Source organism: Silanimonas sp. (assembly GCF_027531545.1).
Classification (GTDB): Bacteria; Pseudomonadota; Gammaproteobacteria; order Xanthomonadales; family Xanthomonadaceae; genus Silanimonas.
In genome coordinates this window covers 1-19422 of the sequence record NZ_JAPZSC010000004.1, presented here as the reverse complement: position 1 = coordinate 19422, position 19422 = coordinate 1, and the positions used below count along the sequence as shown (strand labels likewise).

16 protein-coding genes are annotated in these 19422 nt (G+C 69.0%); 11 read left to right on the top strand and 5 right to left on the bottom strand.

The window, feature by feature from the left end; genetic code table 11:
• The first annotated feature begins 140 nt into the window (after positions 1 to 140).
• From mltB to O9280_RS03780, 10 genes are all read left to right on the top strand, one after another.
• Positions 141 to 1142, top strand: a complete 1002-nt coding sequence (gene mltB, locus O9280_RS03825; protein ID WP_298338991.1) for a lytic murein transglycosylase B — start codon at positions 141 to 143, stop codon at positions 1140 to 1142.
• A complete protein-coding gene (locus O9280_RS03820; protein WP_298338988.1) occupies positions 1142 to 2191 on the top strand; it encodes a septal ring lytic transglycosylase RlpA family protein in 1050 nt (349 codons plus the stop codon). The genes mltB and O9280_RS03820 overlap by 1 nt, the downstream gene beginning before the upstream one ends.
• A 113-nt stretch (positions 2192 to 2304) precedes the next feature.
• Positions 2305 to 3558, top strand: a complete 1254-nt coding sequence (locus O9280_RS03815) for a D-alanyl-D-alanine carboxypeptidase family protein (RefSeq protein ID WP_343228723.1) — start codon at positions 2305 to 2307, stop codon at positions 3556 to 3558.
• A 15-nt stretch (positions 3559 to 3573) separates the two neighbouring features.
• Positions 3574 to 3852 (top strand): DUF493 family protein, encoded by a 279-nt coding sequence (locus O9280_RS03810; RefSeq protein ID WP_298338985.1) that lies wholly within the window; start codon positions 3574 to 3576, stop codon positions 3850 to 3852.
• Positions 3840 to 4517 (top strand): lipoyl(octanoyl) transferase LipB, encoded by a 678-nt coding sequence (lipB, locus tag O9280_RS03805; RefSeq protein ID WP_298338982.1) that lies wholly within the window; start codon positions 3840 to 3842, stop codon positions 4515 to 4517. The genes O9280_RS03810 and lipB overlap by 13 nt, the downstream gene beginning before the upstream one ends.
• Positions 4518 to 4533: 16 nt before the next feature.
• A complete protein-coding gene (lipA, locus tag O9280_RS03800; protein WP_298338978.1) occupies positions 4534 to 5529 on the top strand; it encodes a lipoyl synthase in 996 nt (331 codons plus the stop codon).
• Between the two features lie 69 nt (positions 5530 to 5598).
• Positions 5599 to 7791 (top strand): carboxy terminal-processing peptidase, encoded by a 2193-nt coding sequence (locus tag O9280_RS03795; RefSeq protein WP_298338975.1) that lies wholly within the window; start codon positions 5599 to 5601, stop codon positions 7789 to 7791.
• Between the two features lie 16 nt (positions 7792 to 7807).
• Complete coding sequence (gene yedA / locus O9280_RS03790; RefSeq protein WP_298338971.1) at positions 7808 to 8695, top strand: drug/metabolite exporter YedA; 888 nt, start codon at positions 7808 to 7810, stop codon at positions 8693 to 8695.
• A gap of 158 nt (positions 8696 to 8853) precedes the next feature.
• Positions 8854 to 9732, top strand: a complete 879-nt coding sequence (locus tag O9280_RS03785; protein WP_298338969.1) for an ABC transporter ATP-binding protein — start codon at positions 8854 to 8856, stop codon at positions 9730 to 9732.
• A gap of 12 nt (positions 9733 to 9744) precedes the next feature.
• Positions 9745 to 13341 carry a M1 family aminopeptidase gene (locus O9280_RS03780; RefSeq protein ID WP_298338966.1) on the top strand — a complete coding sequence of 1199 codons (3597 nt, stop codon included), beginning with the start codon at positions 9745 to 9747 and terminating at the stop codon, positions 13339 to 13341.
• Positions 13342 to 13441: 100 nt separating this feature from the next.
• On the opposite strand, the gene O9280_RS03775 is transcribed toward O9280_RS03780, so the two are convergent.
• Positions 13442 to 14155 carry a WYL domain-containing protein gene (locus tag O9280_RS03775; RefSeq protein ID WP_298338963.1) on the bottom strand — a complete coding sequence of 238 codons (714 nt, stop codon included), beginning with the start codon at positions 14153 to 14155 and terminating at the stop codon, positions 13442 to 13444.
• A gap of 98 nt (positions 14156 to 14253) precedes the next feature.
• On the opposite strand from O9280_RS03775, the gene O9280_RS03770 reads away from it, so the two are divergent.
• Positions 14254 to 14556, top strand: a complete 303-nt coding sequence (locus O9280_RS03770; RefSeq protein WP_297877083.1) for a hypothetical protein — start codon at positions 14254 to 14256, stop codon at positions 14554 to 14556.
• Between the two features lie 174 nt (positions 14557 to 14730).
• Here the strand turns inward: O9280_RS03770 and O9280_RS03765 are convergent, their stop codons facing one another.
• The 4 genes from O9280_RS03765 to O9280_RS03750 are packed head-to-tail and all read right to left on the bottom strand — an operon-like array spanning position 14731 to position 19145.
• Positions 14731 to 15909 carry an ABC transporter permease gene (locus O9280_RS03765; protein WP_298338960.1) on the bottom strand — a complete coding sequence of 393 codons (1179 nt, stop codon included), beginning with the start codon at positions 15907 to 15909 and terminating at the stop codon, positions 14731 to 14733.
• Positions 15906 to 17168, bottom strand: a complete 1263-nt coding sequence (locus O9280_RS03760; protein ID WP_298338957.1) for an ABC transporter permease — start codon at positions 17166 to 17168, stop codon at positions 15906 to 15908. The genes O9280_RS03765 and O9280_RS03760 overlap by 4 nt, the downstream gene beginning before the upstream one ends.
• A gap of 13 nt (positions 17169 to 17181) precedes the next feature.
• Positions 17182 to 17868 (bottom strand): ABC transporter ATP-binding protein, encoded by a 687-nt coding sequence (locus O9280_RS03755; protein WP_298339201.1) that lies wholly within the window; start codon positions 17866 to 17868, stop codon positions 17182 to 17184.
• 29 nt (positions 17869 to 17897) lie between these two features.
• Positions 17898 to 19145, bottom strand: a complete 1248-nt coding sequence (locus O9280_RS03750) for an efflux RND transporter periplasmic adaptor subunit (RefSeq protein WP_298338954.1) — start codon at positions 19143 to 19145, stop codon at positions 17898 to 17900.
• Positions 19146 to 19422: the final 277 nt, after the last annotated feature.

Genomic DNA, 19422 nt, shown 5'->3' with positions numbered 1-19422 from the left:
GGAGCGTTCAGCGAGCACTCGCACACGGGCCGCTCAGCGCACCGTTCGCGAGCTCTCCTCGCACAGCCCCCATGCGGCTGCATGGTAAATTGCGCGGCACAGCGCGACCGTCGTCGCGCGGATGTCCCGGCCTGATCCCGATGCGTTTCGCCTTGCTGTCCGCCGCGCTGTTCGCGGCCCTCGCCCTCCCGGCTTCGGCCGCCGAGACCGACCCCGCGGCGAAGGCGGCCTTCATCGCCGAAGCCGGTGCCAAGTACGGGCTCACCGACGCCGAGATCGAGGGCTGGCTGGCGAAGGCCACCTACCAGCAGAGCATCGTCAATGCGATGTCGCGGCCGGCCGAGCGCGTCAAGCCGTGGAAGGACTACCGGCCGATCTTCATCACCGATGCCCGCGTGGATGGCGGCCGGCGCTTCCTCGCCGAGCATCGCGAGGCGCTTCAGAAGGTCGAGGACGAGACCGGCGTACCGAAGCAGTACATCGTCGCGATCATCGGCGTCGAAACGGCCTACGGGCGAATCACCGGCAGCTTCGAAGTGTTGGATGCGCTCTACACCCTGGGTTTCCACTATCCGTCGCTCGGCAATCCGCAGCGCGAGGCGATGCGCGGCGCGTTCTTCCGCGACGAGCTGGCGCAGTCGCTGCTGCTGGCGCGCGAGGAGGGCATCGACATCCCCGCGCAGAAGGGCAGCTACGCCGGTGCGATGGGCTGGGGCCAGTTCATGCCGTCCAGCTACCGCGCCTACGCGAAGGACGGCGACGGCGACGGCAAGCGCGACCTGTTCGGCTCGCTGCCGGATGTGTTCGCGTCGATCGCCAACTACTTCATTGCGCATGGCTGGGAGCAGGGCAGCCCTGTCGTGGCGCGTGCCACCGCGAACGACGGCGCAGCCTTCGTGCCGCCCGACCTCGAGCCGCGCTACGGCCTCGCGGAGCTCGGCGAAAAGGGCTTCCGACCGGCCGAGGCGCAGGGCCATGACGCGCCGGCCACGCTGGTGACGCTCGAAGGTGCGGAGGGCACCGAGCACTGGCTCGGCTTCCGCAACTTCTACGTGATCACCCGCTACAACCGTTCGCCGATGTACGCGTTGGCCGTGCACCAGCTGGCCGACGAAATCATCGCGGGCGACGCCGCGCCGTGATGTCGCGCGTCGCCGGCGTCGTCGTCGCCTCGCTGCTGCTCGCGGCCTGCGGCAGTGCGCCGAAACCGCGCCCCGACCCGTATGCCGGGGAGGGGGGAAGCCGCGTGCGACCGCTGCACGATGGCGGCGCGGCCAGCGTCGATGCGCTGCCGCCGGCGCCGAACTGCGTGCCGCCGCGCGAGCACGACGAATCGCTGTACACCGCCGGCGGCCTCTACGCGCCCGGCGTCGCGGACAGCGCCCCGCCGGTGGCCATCGACGTTTCGAACATCCCCGAGCCGGTGCCGCGCCGTGAGCCGAAATCGCGCTACGGCAACCGCGAGACCTACAGCGTCCTCGGTCGCACCTACCGGGTGATGGACTCGGCCGAAGGCTACGAGGAGCGCGGCATCGCCAGCTGGTACGGCTACAAGTTCCACGGCCGCCACACCTCCAGCCGCGAGCGCTACGACATGTGTGCGTTCACGGCCGCGCACAAGACGCTGCCGCTGCCCACCTACGTGCGCGTCACCAACCTCGACAACGGTCGCAGCGTGGTGGTGCGCGTCAACGACCGCGGCCCCTTCCACGCTGGCCGCATCATCGATCTGTCCTATGCCGCGGCGACGCGCCTCGACATGAAGCAGGCTGGCACCGCCCGCGTCGAGGTGCGCGCGTTGATGGGCCCGGACGACACCCTGCTGGCCGATGCGGTTCCGCCGGCGCCCGCCGCGTCGCCGCGTGCCACCGCCCCAGTGCCCGCCAACCGCTGGCGCGGCCCCGTGCCGCCCGCGCCCGACCGCGGAGCGACGGCGCCCGCCCCGATGGGGACGGGACCGCACGTCGTGCAGGTCGGCAGCTTCGGTGACCGTATGAATGCCGAGCGGCTGGTGGAGCGCCTGGCCGATGCGGGGCTCGACGGGGCCGAACTCGACCACGCCATCGTCGGCGAGCGCAGCGTCTGGCGCGTGCGCTTCCCGGCCCAGGCCGTGGACGCGGCGCAGGCGTTGGCAGCCCGCATCATCGACAGCGGCCTCGCCACCCCGCGGCTGTTCGGCGCGGAGCCTTGAAACCGCCATTCCTGCGCCGCATTCCGGCACGCGATTCAGCCGTCGCGCCGTAACCTTCCACCCTTTCCACGCGCGACCACCGCGCGCCCCGCACCCCGGAGTCCTGTCGTCCCATGCGTCGCCCGTCCCTGCTCGCGCTTCCCCTGATCGTTGCTGCCACGTTCGCCGTCGCCCAAACGCCCACGCCGCAGCCCGTGCCCCAGCCCGTGGCCACGCCGGTGCCGCAGCCGAGCGCGCCGGTCCCCGCTGCCGCTCCGGTGGCGATTCCGCCGGCGCCGGCTTCGCAGGGCGCGGCCTGGATCCTGATGGACGCGACGAGTGGCCAGGTGCTGGCCGGCAAGGACATCGACACCCCGCGCGCGCCGGCCTCGATGACCAAGGTGATGACCGCCTACGTGATCGCCGCCGAGCTGGCCGCCGGCCGCATCAAGAAGGACGACCAGGTGCTGATCTCCGAGCGCGCCTGGCGCGAAGGCGGCGCCGGCACCGCGGGCAGCTACTCCGGTTTCGACGTGAACACCCGCGCGCCGCTGGATGCTGTGCTGACCGGCATGGTCGTGCAGAGCGGCAACGACGCCTCGATCGCGATGGCCGAGCACGTGGCCGGCACGCAGGAGGCCTTCGCCGACCTGATGAACAGCTATGCCGCGAAAATCGGCATGACGAACAGCCGCTTCGTCAACGCCCACGGCCTCGACGCCGAAGGCCAGGTGGTGAGCGCGCGCGACATGGCCCTGCTGGCCCGCGCGATGATCCGCGACTTCCCCGAGGCGTATGCGCTGCATTCGCTGAAGGAATTCACCTGGAACGGCATCACCCAGCACAACCGCAACGGCCTGCTGTGGAAGGACCCCAGCGTCGACGGCATCAAGACCGGCCATACCAACAACGCCGGATACAACCTCGCGGCCTCGGCCAAGCGCGGCGACATGCGCCTCATCTCCGTGGTGATGGGCATCGAGACCGACTCGCGCGCCGATGCCTTCCGCATCCGCGAAGGCGACAACCTCGCGCTGCTGAACTGGGGCTTCCGCTTCTACGAGACCCACGCACTGTTCGGCGGCAGCGCCGCGCTGGCGACCCAGCCGCTGTTCAAGGGCGAGGTCGAAACCGTGGAGCTCGGCGTCACCACGCCGGTGCTGGTCACCCTGCCGCGCGGCCGCTACGGCGACCTCAAGCCGCAGATCGACGTGCCGAAGCAGATCGTCGCGCCCATCACCCAGGGCCAGGCCATCGGCACGGTGCGCGTGATGCTCGACGGCAAGGAAGTGGCCTCGGCGCCACTGGTGGCGCTGAAGCCGGTGGCCGAAGCCGGCTTCTTCGGCCGCATGTACGATGAATTCCTGATGTGGTGGAACGCCGAGTAATCGGCCGGAGCGCGCATGTCGATCACCTCCGACAACCCCGAACACGGCCTGCAGTTCCCGGGCACCTTCGAGATCAGCGCGATGGGCGCGGCCGGCGCCGGGCTCGACGCGAAGATGGCTGATGCGCTGGAAACCGCCGGCTTCGTCGTGCATCGCGGGGGCCACCGCAGCCGGCCTTCCGCCAAGGGCAACTGGGTGTCCGTCACCTACGCCTTCGACGCCGCGACGCGCGCCGATTACGAAAAGGCCCACGAGACCCTGCGCGCCCTGCCCGAAGTGAAGTGGACGCTCTGACGCCGGTGCGCGTCCGCTGGCTCGGCCGGCAGGCCTATGCGCCGGTGTGGCGCGCCATGCAGGCGCTCACCGACCGGCGCGGCGCCGACACGGTCGACGAGCTCTGGCTGGTCGAACACGATCCGGTCTTCACCCTCGGCCAGGCCGGCAAGCCCGAACACGTGCTGGCGGCCTGCGACATCCCGGTCATCCCCGTGGACCGCGGCGGGCAGGTGACCTACCACGGGCCGGGCCAGCTGGTGGCCTATCCGCTGGTCGACCTGCGGCGGCTCGGCATCGGCGTGAAGGCGCTGGTCGAGCGCATCGAGCAGGCCATCATCGACACCTGCGCGGCCTATGGGATCGCCGCCTTCCGCAAGGACGGTGCCCCCGGCGTGTACACGTCGGAGGGAGCGAAGATCGCGGCCCTGGGCCTGCGCGTGCGGCGTGGATGCAGTTTCCACGGCCTCGCCTTCAACATCGCGATGGACCTCGAGCCCTTCCAGCGCATCAACCCCTGCGGTTACGCCGGGCAGCCCGTGACCACGCTGCTAGACTGCGGCGGCCCCGGTGAGCTGAGCCTTGTGGCCGACGTGCTGGTGCCCCATCTCTGCCGACAGCTCGGCCTTGCCGCCGAGTGGCGCGACGACCCGCCGGACCTCGGCGCGGCGCCCGCCGGCCCCTGACGACGCGAATCGAACCATGTCCACGCCGACCAAGACCATCCCGCTCACCGTGCTCACGCCCGACGCGCTCGAGGCGGGCAAGAAGCAGCTCGGCGGCGACAAGATCGGCAAGAGCCCGGTCCAGTTCGACGAGGCCCCGAAGCTGCGCAAGCCGAGCTGGATCCGCGTGCGCATCCCGGCCGGCAACGCCGTGCAGCAGCTGAAGTCGAAGCTGCGCGAGAACGCGCTCGTCACGGTCTGCGAAGAGGCGAGCTGCCCGAACATCCACGAGTGCTTCAGCCACGGCACCGCCACCTTCATGATCCTCGGTGAGGTCTGCACGCGGCGTTGCAGCTTCTGCGACGTGGCCCACGGCCGGCCGAAGCCGCCGGACGCCTCGGAGCCGCTGAAGCTCGCGCAGACGATCGCCGACATGCGCTTGAAGTATGTCGTGATCACCTCGGTGGACCGCGACGACCTGCGCGACGGCGGCGCCCAGCATTTCGCCGACTGCATCCGCGAGGCCCGCGCGCTGTCGCCCGCGCTGAAGATCGAGATCCTCACGCCGGATTTCCGCGGCAAGGGCCGCATGGACCGCGCGCTCGAGATCCTCGCCACGAACCCGCCGGACGTCTTCAACCACAACCTCGAGACCGTCCGCCCGCTGTACCCGAACGTGCGCCCGGGCGCCGACTACGACTGGTCGCTGCAGCTGCTGCAGCGCTTCAAGGCCCAGCACCCGTCGGTGCCGACCAAGAGCGGCATCATGCTCGGCCTCGGCGAAGACATGGACCAGGTGAAGGAGTGCCTCGAGCACCTCCGCGCCCACGACGTCGACATGATCACCATCGGCCAGTACCTCCAGCCCACGGCGCATCACCATCCCGTGATGCGCTACTGGACGCCGGAAGAATTCAAGGAACTCGAGGCCTTCGGTTACGGTCTGGGCTTCAGCCACGTCGCTTCCGGGCCGATGGTGCGCTCGTCCTACCACGCCGACCGTTCGGCGGCCGAGGCCGGCGTCATCGCCTGATGCGACGTCCGGCACATTGACCGGCCGCCCAATCGCGGCATGCTGCATCGAACGGACGGACCACACCCCATGCTGAAGCCGCTGCCCCTCGTACTCGCCCTTGCCCTGCCGCTGGCCCTCGCCGGCGCGGCCTTGTCGCCGCAGGTCGCCACCGGCAGTGCCGCCGCGGCCCCGGCTTCGGCCGCCACCGCCACTCCGGCCTTCCGCCCCACCGTCGACCAGCAGGGCGCCGCCCGCATGGTCTACGGCGTGCTGTCCGACAGCCGCTACGCCTATGCGCCGAAGCCGCTCGACGATGCGCTCAGCAGCGCCATCTTCGGTCGCTACCTCGAGAGCCTCGACGGCCAGAAGCTGTTCTTCATGCAGTCGGACATCGACGCCTTCCAGAAGAACGAGCGCCGTTTCGACGACGCCATCAAGGGCCAGAGCCTGCAGCCGGCCTTCGACCTCTACACCCGCTACATGCTTCGCGTGGCCGAGCGCGTGGCGTTCGCCCGCGAGCGCCTGAAGGGCGATTTCGACTTCAGCGGTGACGAGGTGTGGCGCTACGAGCGCGAGGACGCCGCCTGGGCCAAGGACAGCGCCGAGCTCGACGTGCTGTGGGAGAAGTACGTCAAGAACGACTGGCTGCGCCTGAAGCTTGCCGGCCGCGCGCCGGAGGAGATCCGCCGCACGCTCGACCGGCGCTACGCGCAGATGGCCACGCGCGTGAACCAGCTGAAGCCGGAGGACGCGTTCGAGACCTTCATGAACGCCTACACGGAGTCGATCGACCCGCACACCGGCTACATGAGCCCGCGCAGCGCCGAGAACTTCAACATGTCGATGCGCCTCTCGCTCGAGGGCATCGGCGCGGTGCTGCAGTCGCAGGACGACTACGTGGTCGTGCGCACGCTCGTGCCCGGCGGCCCGGCCGCTAAGACCGGCCAGCTCACCGTCGGTGATCGCATCGTCGCCGTGGCGCAGGGCAATGGCCCGATGGTCGACGTGATGGGCTGGCGCATCGACGACGTCGTGCAGCTGGTCCGCGGTGCCAAGGGCACCACGGTGCGCCTCGACACCATCCCGGCCGCCAACGGCATCGATGGCGAGCATCGCATCGTCGAGATCGTCCGCGACCGCGTGAAGCTGGAAGAGCAGGCCGCACGCCGGCAGCTCATCGAGGCCGACGGCAAGCGCATCGGCGTCATCCGCCTGCCGACCTTCTACGCCGATTTCGAAGCGAAGCGCCGTGGCGACGCCGATGCGCGTTCGGCCACCAACGACGTCGCCAAACTGCTCGCCGAACTCAAGGCCGAGAAGGTCGATGGCGTGGTGTTCGACCTGCGCGGCAACGGCGGCGGCTCGCTGACCGAAGCGGTCGAACTCACGGGCCTCTTCGTCGACACCGGCCCCGTGGTGCAGGTGCGCGAAGCCGGCGGCCGCATCAGCATCGAGAGCGACGACGTCGCCGGGGTTGCGTGGGACGGCCCGCTCGCCGTGCTGGTCGACCGCAGCTCCGCCTCCGCCTCCGAGATCTTCGCTGCCGCCATCCAGGATTACGGCCGCGGCCTGATCATCGGCGAGACGACCTTCGGCAAGGGCACGGTGCAGAACCTCATCGACCTCGACCGCTTCCAGAACACCCGCGAGCCGCGCTTCGGCCAGCTGAAGCTCACCGTCGCGCAGTTCTTCCGCATCGACGGCGGCACCACGCAGTTCAATGGCGTCGTGCCCGACCTGGCCTTCCCCGTGACGCTCGACGCCAGCGAGTTCGGCGAGAGCAGCTACGACAACGCGCTGCCCGCCAGCCGCATCCAGCCCGCCACGCACCGCACCTACGGCAACTTCGCCCCCATGCTGCTGCCGCTCGCGCAGCGCCATGAAGCGCGCATCGCCAAGGACGTCGAGTTCGGCTGGTGGCGCGAGGACGTGGCCGAGTTCCGCAAGGAGCGCGAGGAGGGCACGATCTCGCTCAACGAGGCCACCCGCCGCACCGAACGCGAAGAAGCCGAAGCCAAGCGCGTGGCCCGCACCGCCGAACGCAAGCGCCTCGGTCTCGATGACAGCCTGCCGAACCGCGCCGACGATGGCCTGCAGGCCGACGAGCGCGATGTCGCCGAGCAGGTGGCCGACGAGAAGGCCGCCGAGAACCACATCGACCCGCTGCTGCGCGAGTCGGCGCACGTGCTGGCCGATGCGCTCGGCCTGCTCGCCGGCAACCAGCGTCTCGCGACGCAGGTGCTGCCGGAAACGCGCCAAGCCACGCTCTGGGCGGATTGATCCCGTTCGCGTACTCGTGGCGGCGTCATTGAACGCCGCTGCGCCCTCACGCCTCGCCGTTGCCGCCGCGCTCGCGGCGGTCTACCTCGTCTGGGGTTCGACCTACCTCGCCATTGCCATCGGCGTGCAGGGCTACCCGCCCTTCGCGATGGGCGCGATCCGCATGCTCGCCGCCGGTGCGCTGTTCTACGCCGTGCTGCGCTGGCGCAGCGTGGCGCCGCCCACCCGCGCGCAGTGGCGCAACCTCGCGGCGATGGGCGTGTTCATGGTGCTGTTCGCCAACGGCCTGGTGAACCTCGCGCAGACGGAAGTGAGCAGCGGCCTCGCCGCGATCGCCGTGGCCTCGATGCCGCTGTTCGTCGCCGTGTTCTCCACGCTGCGTGGCCGCAAGCTCGGTGCGCTGGAGTGGACGGGCATTGTCATGGGCCTCGGCGGCGTCGCGCTGCTGAACTTCGGCAGCGAGCTGCGCGGTTCGTGGCTGGGCATGGTCTGCCTGATCGTGGCGCCACTCTCGTGGGCCTGGGGCTCGGTGTGGAGCCGCGACCAGGACCTGCCCACGCCCTTCATGAGCGCCGCCGGCCAGATGCTCTGCGGTGGCCTGCTGATGGCGATCGCCTCGCTGGTGCTGGGTGAGCGCTTCACCGGCGTGCCGCCGCTGGATTCGACGCTGGCCCTCGTCTACCTCGCGCTGTTCGGCTCGATCGTGGGCTTCACGGCCTACGTGTGGCTGCTGCACCACGTGCGGCCGGCGCTGGCCACCTCGTACGCTTACGTGAACCCGGCCATCGCCGTGCTGCTCGGCACCGTCGTGCTGCACGAGCGCTTCGATGCGGATACGTGGATCGCGATGGCGGTCATCCTCGCGAGCGTGGTGCTGGTGACGCGGGCGCCGAAGCGGGGCTGAGCCGCGCTTGTCCGTCGCGCGCGGCGCCGCGCGGCCAAGCCCCATGACCAAGGTCACCCCATGACTTGCCGCACGGGCCTAGGGCAGCGCCGCGCCACCAGCATGGTCCCGTTCCATGACGGCACCGACGGTGCCGGCCCATCCTGACGGGGAAGACCATGCTGACCATCCGCGATCTGTCCAAGACCTACGCCAACGGCGTGCGCGCGCTCAACCACGTCTCGCTCGACATCCCGAAGGGGCTGTTCGGGCTGCTGGGGCCGAACGGTGCCGGCAAGTCTTCGCTGATGCGGACCATCGCCACCCTGCAAGAGCCCGACGAGGGCTCGATCACCTTCGACGGCATCGACGTGCTGCGCGACAAGGACGCCGTGCGCCGAACGCTGGGCTACCTGCCGCAGGACTTCGGCGTCTACCCGAAGGTCAGCGCCGAGGACCTGCTGGACCACTTCGCCGCGCTCAAGGGCTACGCCGCGCGCAAGGAGCGCCGCGAGGTGGTCGAATCCCTGCTGCGCCAGACCAACCTGTGGGAGGCGCGCAAGCGCAAGCTCGGCACCTACTCCGGCGGCATGCGCCAGCGCTTCGGCATCGCGCAGGCGCTGATCGGCAACCCCCGCCTGGTGATCGTGGACGAACCGACCGCCGGCCTCGACCCCGAGGAACGCAACCGCTTCCTCAACCTGCTCAGCGAGATCGGCGAGCAGGTGGTGGTGATCCTGTCGACCCACATCGTCGAGGACGTGACCGACCTCTGCCCGCGGATGGCGATCATCAACCGCGGCACGGTGCTGCTGACCGGCCGCCCGCAGGAGGCCATCGAGGCGCTCAGCGACCGGGTGTGGAAGGCGACGGTCAGCAAGGCCTCGCTGGCCGACTACCAGGCGCGCTTCAACGTGCTTTCCACGCGCCTGGTCGGCGGCCAGCCAGTGATCCACGTCCACGCGGAATCGCAGCCGGAAGCGGGCTTTTCGAAGATCGCCCCCGACCTCGAGGACGTCTACTTCCAGCGCCTGCGCCAGCACGCGCAGGCAGCCTGAGGGAGCGCGCCCATGTTCGGTGAATTCTTCCGCTTCGAGCTGCGCTACCAGCTCAGCTCGCCCCTGCTGTGGCTGGTGGCCGCGGTGTTCGGCCTGCTGGCCTTCGGCGCTACTTCGTCCGACGCGATCCAGGTCGGCAGTGCGATCGGCAACGTGCACCGCAATGCGCCGACCGTGATCGCCAACATGTTCGGCGCGTTCAGCCTGCTGGGGCTGTTCCTGATCGTGATCTTCATCGCCAACGGGCTGCTGCGCGACCACGAGTTCGGCACGTCCGAGCTGTTCTTCGCCACCCCGATGCGCAAGGCCGACTATCTGTTCGGTCGCTTCGCGGCAGGGCTGGTCACCTGTTTGGTGATCTTCATTGCCGTCGCCATCGGCATGATCGCCGGCCAACTCATGCCCTGGATCGACCCCGAGCGCTTGGGTGCATTCTCGATCGCCCCGTTCCTGTGGTCGTTCGCGGTGCTGGTGCTGCCGAACCTGCTGTTCGGCGGTGCGCTGCTGGCATTGCTGGCGGCGGTCACGCGCAGCCTGCTGATGGTTTACGTGGGCGTCCTGGCGTTCTTCGTGCTGTGGATCGTGGCCGGCAACCTGACCAGCGATATCGAGAATGCCTGGGTCGCCGCGCTGGTCGACCCCTTCGGGCTGCGGGCGATGGGTCGCGCGGTGCGCTACTGGTCGGTGGAGGAGCAGAACACCCGCCTGCCGGAACTGGCCGGTTACCTCATCGCCAACCGTGCGCTGTGGGGTGCGGTGGCACTGGGCCTGCTGGGCGCCACCTATGCGCTGTTCAAGCCGATGCGGGCGGGTACGGGCTCACGGCCTGCGTCGAAGCGCAAGGCGTCCATCGTCCAGGCGACGCCGGCAACGACCGCGATGCCGCACGCGATCGCTGCGCATCCGCCACGCGCTTTCACCCTGCGCACCGCGCTCGCGCAGTTCTGGCGCCTGCTGCGCTTCGACACCTGGGGCGTGCTGCGCAGCGTGCCTTTCCTCGTGATGCTGGCGTTCGCCGTCGTCAACTTCTTCGGCGCAGCGCAGTTCGTCGACACCCTGTTTGGCGCCAAGGTCTATCCGGTCAGCTACCTGATGGTGCAGGCCCTGCAGGGCAGCATGTCGCTCTTCCTGTTCCTGATCGTCACGTTCTACGCCGGCGAACTCATATGGAAGGAGCGCCAAGTCAAGATCAGCGACGTGTCCGACGCGCTGCCGGTGCCCGACTGGGTGCCGCTGGCGGCGAAGTGCGGCGCAGTCCTGGCGGTCGTGGGGGTGTTCAGCGCGGCCGGGGTGTTGGCCGGCATGGGTTTCCAGTTGATGCGCGGCTATACCCACATCGAGCCCGGCGTGTATGCGGCCTCGCTCGCGATCGCCGCGCTGCCCTTCGTGCTGATGGGCCTGCTCGGCGTGGTGGTGCAGGTGTTCACGCACAACAAGTTCGCGGGCTACCTCGCCGTGATCCTTGTCTATGTCTCGCAGATCGTCCTGGGCGTGGTGGATATCGACCACAATCTGGTGCAGTTCACGGGCGCGCCGATCGCGCCGTACTCCGACATGAACGGCTTCGGCCACTACCTGACCGGCTGGGCCTGGTTCTCGGTGTACTGGCTGCTTTTCGTGGTCGCCCTGCTGCTGCTCGCCGCGGCGTTCTGGGTGCGCGGCACCGCGCCGTCGGCCCGGGAGCGTCGCCGGCAGGCGGTGGCGCGACTGCGCGGCCCGCTCGGCGCGGCATTGGGCGTCGCCGTTGCGGCCTGGGCCGGGGTCGGCGGCTGGGTGTTCTGGAACACCAACGTGGTCAACGACTACATGTCCGCCGACACCGCGCTCGACCTGCAGGCCCGCTACGAGAAGGAGTACGCGAAGTACGCCGGCCTGCCGCAGCCGCGCATCACGGCGATCGACACCGACGTCGACATCCGCCCCGAGACCCGCGGCCTCGTCATCCGCGGCACCTACCGGCTGGTGAACCGGCACGCCACGCCGATCGAAGCCTTCCATATCCAGACGCCGTCAAACGTCGAATTGGCGTCCATCGAATTCGCGCCGCACGAGTTGGAACGCTTCGACGAAGCGCTGGGCTACCGCATCTACCGACTGCGCGAGCCGATGGCACCGGGGGCCGAGATGACCTTGCGCTTCGAGGTGCGCGCCGCGGAGCGCGGCTTCGGCAACAACGTGCTGCAGACCCAGGTGGTCGGCAACGGGACGTTCTTCAATTCCAGCGTACTGCCGTCGTTCGGCTACGGCAGCGGTGGCCAGATCGTCGACCGCAACGAGCGCCGCGAGCGCGGCTTGGGCGAGGTGCCGCGGATGGCGAAGCTGGAAGACGACGCGGCGCGCGCCAACAGCTTCATCAGCGACGATGCCGACTGGATCGACTTCCGCACCAAGGTCTGCACCGCGCCCGACCAGATCGCGCTGGCGCCCGGTTACCTCGTGACCGAGACGGAGGAGAACGGCCGCCGCTGCTTCGCCTACGCGATGGACCGCCCGATGCTGCCGTTCGCCGCCTGGCTGTCGGCCCGCTGGGAGGTGGAGAAGGCCACGTGGAACGGCCTTCCGATCGAGGTTTACCACCACGGCTCGCACGCCTACAACGTCGATCGCATGATCGAGGCGGCCAGGGATTCGTTGGACTACTACACCACGCACTTCACGCCCTACCAGCACAAGCAGCTAAGGATCATCGAGTTCCCGCGCTACGCGCAGTTCGCGCAGAGCTTCGCCAACACCATCCCGTTCTCGGAGTCGATCGGCTTCATCGCCGACCTGCGCGACGAGGACGCGATCGACTACGTGTACTACGTGACCTCGCACGAGGTCGCGCACCAGTGGTGGGGGCATCAGGTGGTCGGCGCCGACATGCAGGGTTCGACCATGCTCATCGAGTCGCTGTCGCAGTACTCGGCGCTGATGGTGATGGAGAAGAAATACGGCCGTGACAAGATGCGCCGGTTCCTCAGGTATGAGTTGGACAACTACCTCGACCGGCGTGGCGGCGAGCTGGTGGAGGAACTCCCGCTCTACCGCGTCGAGAACCAGTCCTACATCCACTACAATAAGGGCTCGCTGGTGTTCTACCGCCTGCGCGAGGAGATGGGCGAGGAAGCGCTCAACCGTGCGCTGCGGCGCTACCTGCAGGACAAGGGCTTCCAGCAACCGCCCTACACGACCTCCGCGGAACTGATCGAGTACATCCGCGCCGAGGCATCACCCGAGCAGCAGGGCCTGATCACCGACCTGTTCCAGAGGATCACGTTCTACGACAACCGGGTGCTCGACGCGAAGGCTACGAAGCGCGCCGACGGTCGCTGGGATGTCACCCTCTCGCTCAAGGCCGCGAAGGTCTACAGCGATGGGCTGGGCAAGGAGACGCCGGCGGCCATGGACGACCAGGTCGAGGTCGCGGTGTTCGCGCGCGCGCCGGGTGCCGACGAGGCGGACGAGCGGGTGCTGTTCCTCGAGCGGCGCCGGATCACCGAGGCCGAGCCGACGATCACCGTGACGGTCGACGAAGCGCCCTACGAGGTGGGCTTCGACCCCTACAACAAGTTGATCGACCGCGTGCCCTCGGATAACCGCAAGCGGGTGGAGGTGGTCGAGCCCTGATTGGATCCGGGGGCCCCGTTTCGGGGCTCCCGTTCCAAGTGCGTTGATCGGCCTTCCGGTCACTGGGCAAAACAGGCCCTGATGTTGGGATCGGCAGCACCTAGAGGCCATCGAAGAACGTGTCGACGTCGAGCATCAGTTGTTTCGACGGGCGCAAGGTGAACGGTTCCTCCGCGACCCCGGCATCGGTCAGGCGATCGAGTCGAAAGTGACGGGCGGCATCCTTCCCGGAGTCCCATGCCAGCAAGTACCAGCAGGGCGGATTGAACAACAGATAGTGGGGCTCGACCTTTCGGGCCGAGGTGGCACCCGACCCATCCCGATAAGCGATGCGCAGGGCGCGCTGGGCAAGGAATGCCTCATGGATTCGAACCGCGATGCTTGGCTTGATGCTTCCGTACGTCGACGCGACGGCCGGTGAGGCGGACGCGCCCACGAGGACCCGGCGCCTGAGTCGGGAAACGGCGCTTCGCTGTTGCTGGGGCAGCGCCAGGCCAAGCCGCTGCCGCACCGCGGGGAGCCTCGCTGTCATGAGTGGCCCCCCGACCCGCTCGGCAACGGCCAGCGCAAGAAGCACCTGGAGCGTGTCCCGGTGCCCTAGCCGGAGTCCGTCGAGGCCGTAGCTCCACCCCAGTCGGATGCCGCCACCGGCGCCGCGGGAGGCCTCGATCGGCAAACCACGCTCCCTGAATTCCGCGAGCAGCCGGTGGACGGTGCGCACGCTGACTCCCAATTCGTGCGCCAGCGAAGGTGCTGTCCAGTCATCGCGGGAGCGCAGCAGTCCGAGGGCACGCTCGCCGGTCTCTGATCTCATTTGCGTTTGGCATGAATGAACATGCCATTTTCTGGCATGTCCATGGGGATTCTTCAAGCGCCGGCGACGACGCCGGTCCAACACGGAGAATTCAGCCAATGAACGACAAACAGGTGCACGAGATCGCGCTGCTACGGTTCATCAGTGGCGTCGACGCTGCCGACCAGAGGGCAGGGATGGAGACCCTCGGCGACTTCATCAGGGCACAGCCCGGCCATGTGTCACGCTCCATGTACCGAGACGAGGCCAATGGATGGTGGATCGACCATGTCGCTTGGGAGGATGCCGAAGCGGCGGAGCGCGCGATGCGGCGTTCCCAGGACGCGCCGGAGTTGGCAGGGGTGTTCGCCCTGATTGATCTCGACTTCCTGAGGATCTCGCACTACCAGCGTGTCTCCTGACGCCTCGCGCGAAAGGCATTGGTGCAATCATCGGGAGTGCGGCGGTTTTCCGGCCACGGCAGGTCGCTGCCTTCGCCTAATGGCGCCTGCTGTCAGCGTGCGGGAGCGGAACGGTCCGCCTGCTGGTCCGATGCGCCATGGCGGCGACCCCGCGGTACACCGGTGGCGCCGGCGCTACTCCCGCAGCGCCGACGTCACCGGAATCCGCGCTGCGCGGATGGCGGGCGCCAAGCCGCCGATGAAGCCGATGGCAATGGCCAGTGACAGGCCGATCGCCACCAATTGCGGGGTCACGGCGAACTGGAACGCGACCTGCGTGAACCCGCCGCCGAGCGTGCTCACGGCGTAGCCGTTGAATACGAGGTAGGCGAACAGCGCGCCCAGCGCGCCGCCGGAGGTGCTGAGCAGCAGGGCTTCGGCCATCACCGAGGCCACGACCGGCGAGGCGCCGAAGCCGAGTGCGCGGAGCGTGCCGATCTCGCGAGTGCGGGCGGAGACGGCGGAATACATGGTGTTGAGTGCGCCGAAGGTGGCGCCAAAGGCCATGATCAGGGCCACGATGCCGGCGAGAATCCCAATCGTCGCGGTGAGCTGGCCGCTCTGGCCTTGGTAGAAGTCGAGCTGCGTCTTGACTTCGACGTCGAGCTGAGGGTCTTCCTTCAGCCGCGCCGTCATCGCTGGCAGCACCGCCGGCGTCTTGAGCTGCGCGAGGATCGACGAGACGCCGCTGCGCCGCCAGGCGCTCTGCACGGTGCCGATGTCGCTCCAAAGTTCGCTGTCGTACTTGCCGCCGCTCTCGAAGTGGCCGACGACGGTCCACGTCGAGCCGCGGAAGCGCAGCGTGCGCCCCACCTCGAGGCCGCTGAACTGCGCCGCGGCGCCGGCACCGACGATCAGCTCCTGCACGCCCGGACGGAACAGCCGCCCGCGCACGATGCGGAAGCCGTCGCGGAGCGCGAGCCCCACAGGCTCCACGCCGCGCAGGGTGACGTTCGCGCCGGTGCGCTGCCCGGGGCGAGGGACTTCGGTGATGACGATCAGCTCGCTGCTGGCCAGCGGCGTGCCGTCCTCGGCGCGGGCGATGCCGGGGTCCTGCTTGATCAGCGTCGCCGAGCCGATGGCGAGGAAGCTCGCCAGCTCGCCATTGCTGCCGCCGCGGGTGATGACCACCTGGTCGGTGCGTCCGCCGCTGCCCAGCGTTTCGTCGAGGCCCGAGGACATCGAGAGCAGGGCCACGAGCACGCCGACCACGCCGGCGATGCCGACCACGATCACCAGCGAAGGACCGAGGCGCTCGGGGATCGAGCGCAGGTTCATCAGCGTGATCTCGCGCACCTGCGTCCATGTGCTCATGCGTCGGCCTCGGCCGGGCGGAGCGGGCGACCCATCAACCAGCGCCAGCCCATGGCGGGCCATTCGATGGCCTTGCGCAGCGCGAGTTCGAGCGGGGAATCCCCGGCGCGGCCGGCCAGCGCATCGACGATCTTCAGTCGTTGCGCGGTCAGCGCGGGCGGCAGGCCGACGAGCACGGTGAGCACCAGCACGCTGGCGCCGGCCACGCCCCAGACGAAGGCATCGGCGGTGATCGGGAACTCCGGCGGCAGGAACTGCATGACGAAGCTGGCGAACAGCATGCCGGCCAGCGCGCCGAGCAGGCACAGCGCGAAGCTCTCGGCCAGTACCAGCCACATCACCTGCGTGTCCTTGAAGCCGAGGCACTTCAACACGGCGAGCTCCGGGATGCGCTCGCGCACCGCCTGCGACATGGCCACGCCGGTGAGGAAGAGGATGGAGAAGAACACCGCGCCGGTGATCAGGTTGACGATCAGGCCGATGTCGCCGAGCTGGCGGATGAAGCCGAGCTGGAACTCCTGTTCGCTTTGCGTCTTGGTTTCTTCCGAGGAGTTGGCGAACTTCGCGTCGATGGTGCTGGCGATGCGTTCGCTCTCACCCGGGTCCGCCACCTGCACGACGAACACCCCCGCGAGACCCCGCGCCTGCGGCACGCGACCCTCGTCGAACTGGCCGTAGTTCAGGTACATCAGGTTGGCGCGCTTCTGCCACTCCGCGTCCTTGCCGTCGAAGATCCCGACGAGACGCCACTCCCACAGCCGCGAGCCGTCGGCCTTCGTCCAGATGAAGCTGTTGAGCGGGATGATGTCGCCCACCTTCCAGCCGTTCTGCTCGGCGAGAAGACGTCCTGCGATCGCGCCGTCCTGCGTCGAGGTGAAGTTGCGCCAGGCGTCTTCTTCCATCACCCACTCGGGGTAGGTCTCGCGCAGGCGCCGCGGGTTCACCGCGAACTGCGGGAAGAAGCTGCGACCCTCGCCGTACTGGCCGCCGAAGAATTGCGAATGGCTGACCGCGGTGACGCCGGGCACGGCTTCGATCTGCGGCATCAGGCGCATCGGCAGGGCCTGGGTGAAGCTGGTGCTGGCCTGCGTGATCAGCCGGTTGGCGCCGAGGAAATCGGCCGCGCCGGAGAACAGCGAGTTCACCGCCTGCAGCAGCCCGAGCAGGGTGAACGCCGCGGCCAGCGACAGGAAGGTCAGCGTGGTGCGCAGCTTCTTGCGGGTGAGGCCCGAGAGCACGAGGCCGACGTACTTCAGCATGGGTCGTCCGCGCTCAGTGCGCGGCCTCCTGCACGAGGGCGCCCTTGTCGAGGTGGACCGTGCGCCGGGCGTACTCGGCGGCCTTCGGGTCGTGCGTGACCATGATGATGGTCTTGCCGAATTCTGAATTCAGGCGCTGCAGCAGGCGCAGCACTTCGTCCGCGGTCTTGCGGTCGAGGTCGCCGGTGGGCTCGTCGCAGATCAGTAGGGTGGGGTCGCTGACCAGCGCGCGGGCGATGGCCACGCGCTGCTGCTGGCCGCCGGAGAGTTCGTTGGGCTTGTGGCCGGCGCGATCGCCGATGCCGACGAGGTCCAGCGCGATGCGGGCGCGCTTGGCGCGTTCGGAGGCGCCCATCTCGGTGAGCAGCAGGGGCAGCTCGACGTTCTTCTGCGCGCTGAGCACCGGCATCAGGTTGTAGCTCTGGAAGATGAAGCCCACGGTCTCGGCGCGCCACTTCGCCAGTTCGTCGGCGCCGTAGTCGTCGATGCGTTGGCCGCCGACCTTCAACACCCCGGAGGTGGGCGAATCAATGCCGCCGATCAGGTTGAGCAAGGTGGTCTTGCCCGAGCCTGACGGCCCCATCAGCGCGACGAAGTCGCCTTCCGGGATGTCGAGCTGGATGCCGTGCAGCACTTCGACGCGCTGCTTGCCGCGCACATAGGTCTTGGTGAGGTCGCGGATCTCGACCAGCGGGAACATCGACAGCGTGCTCATGGCGGGGCGGTCGCTCAGCGGCCAGCGGCGGCGTTGGCCACCACGCGCGCACCGTCGGCGAGGCCCTTCGGCGGCGCGACGATCACGGTCTCGCCGCCGCTCAAGCCGGCGGTGACGTGGCGCTCGGCATTGGCTTCTTCGCCCAGCGTCACTTCGACGCGCTTGGCGACGCCGTCCTCGACGACGAACACGGCGGGGCGCCCGGGCTCCTCGCCCTCGGCGGCCGGCGCGGGCTGCACGATGGCGGCTTCCGGCACGAAGGCGCCGGTGGGCTTCGGCGCGTCGGCATCGACCGGGGCCAGGAAGCTCACGCGCACGCCCATGTCGGGGACGATGCGCGGGTCCTTGCTGTCGAGCGCGATGCGCACCTTCACCGTGGCCTTGGTGCGGTCGGCGGTGGGCACGATGGCGATGACGCTGCCCGGGATGGTCCAGTCCGGGTAGGCGTTGAGCACGGCGTTGACCGGCATCTTCGGCTGCACGCGGCCGATGTAGGCCTCGTTGACGTCGACGTTCACTTCGAGCGAGTCCATGTCGACCAGCGTGCCGATGCCGGTGCGGGTGAAGCCGCCGCCGGCCGAGACCGGCGAGATCATCTCGCCCGGCTGCGCGGCCTTGGCCACGATCACGCCGGCGAAGGGCGCGCGGATCTGCGTGTTGTCGACGCCGATGGCGGTCAGCGCGCGCTGGTCGCGGGCGACTTCAACGGCCTTCTCGAGGCTGGCGAGGCGCGCGGCGCGGGCGTCGCGGTCGGCCTTGGCCTGGTCGAACGCCGACTGCGCGACCAGCTGGCGGCCGATCAGTTCCTGCTGGCGCTTCAGCGTGGTCTCGGCCAGCGCAAGCTGCGTGCGGGCTTCGGCGAGCTGCGATTCGCTGGAGGCCTGCTGCGCGCTGGCGAGTTCGAGCTGGGCCGAAGCATCGGTGGCGTCGAGGCGGGCCAGCAGCTGGCCTTCCTCGACCTTCATGCCTTCCTCGATCAGCACTTCGGCCACGCGGCCGGTGACCTTCGACGACACGGTGGCGATGCGTCGCGCGGTGACGAAGCCCGAGGCGTCGAGCAGGGTGGGCGGGCCGGCGTCGGCGGCGCTGCGCGCGACCGTGGTGTCGACCGGCGTGGGCCGGCCGGACATCAGCACGGCGCCGACAGCGATCACGAGGACGATGACGCCGAGCACGATCCACTTGCGGTTGGAGGCTGGGCGCGCGGCGCCGGGACGGCGGTCGATGCGCAGGTCGCGCAGGTGGTCTTCCGGACGGCTCATGGGGGCTCCAAGTCAGGGCGCGCACAGCATGCGGCGCCGGGCATGAAGACACTGTGCCAAGTCCTGGGCCGCCGCGTCACTGACGAAAGTCAGCCGGTGGTGCGCCGCGGCTGCCTCGGCCCGCGGCCATGCCCTAGGGAAGGTCTGAACAACTCCTCCACTTTCGGCGAGAATCGGTCATCGCTTCAAGGGTGAGTTCGATGCAGCTTTCGTTTGGTGATGCTGAGGATCTTGGAGGCCGCAAGCGCACGCGGCGCGAGGTGTTCTTGGCCGAGAT

Coding starts and splice junctions, on each gene's coding strand:
- O9280_RS03775 (WP_298338963.1), bottom strand. CDS start 14,155: ATGAGATCAGAGACCGGCGAGCGTGCCCTCGGACTGCTGCGCTCCCGC.
- mltB (WP_298338991.1), top strand. CDS start 141: ATGCGTTTCGCCTTGCTGTCCGCCGCGCTGTTCGCGGCCCTCGCCCTC.
- O9280_RS03770 (WP_297877083.1), top strand. CDS start 14,254: ATGAACGACAAACAGGTGCACGAGATCGCGCTGCTACGGTTCATCAGT.
- O9280_RS03755 (WP_298339201.1), bottom strand. CDS start 17,868: ATGTTCCCGCTGGTCGAGATCCGCGACCTCACCAAGACCTATGTGCGC.
- O9280_RS03780 (WP_298338966.1), top strand. CDS start 9,745: ATGTTCGGTGAATTCTTCCGCTTCGAGCTGCGCTACCAGCTCAGCTCG.
- O9280_RS03760 (WP_298338957.1), bottom strand. CDS start 17,168: ATGCTGAAGTACGTCGGCCTCGTGCTCTCGGGCCTCACCCGCAAGAAG.
- O9280_RS03765 (WP_298338960.1), bottom strand. CDS start 15,909: ATGAGCACATGGACGCAGGTGCGCGAGATCACGCTGATGAACCTGCGC.
- O9280_RS03820 (WP_298338988.1), top strand. CDS start 1,142: ATGTCGCGCGTCGCCGGCGTCGTCGTCGCCTCGCTGCTGCTCGCGGCC.
- O9280_RS03750 (WP_298338954.1), bottom strand. CDS start 19,145: ATGAGCCGTCCGGAAGACCACCTGCGCGACCTGCGCATCGACCGCCGT.
- lipA (WP_298338978.1), top strand. CDS start 4,534: ATGTCCACGCCGACCAAGACCATCCCGCTCACCGTGCTCACGCCCGAC.
- O9280_RS03795 (WP_298338975.1), top strand. CDS start 5,599: ATGCTGAAGCCGCTGCCCCTCGTACTCGCCCTTGCCCTGCCGCTGGCC.
- O9280_RS03815 (WP_343228723.1), top strand. CDS start 2,305: ATGCGTCGCCCGTCCCTGCTCGCGCTTCCCCTGATCGTTGCTGCCACG.
- O9280_RS03785 (WP_298338969.1), top strand. CDS start 8,854: ATGCTGACCATCCGCGATCTGTCCAAGACCTACGCCAACGGCGTGCGC.
- O9280_RS03810 (WP_298338985.1), top strand. CDS start 3,574: ATGTCGATCACCTCCGACAACCCCGAACACGGCCTGCAGTTCCCGGGC.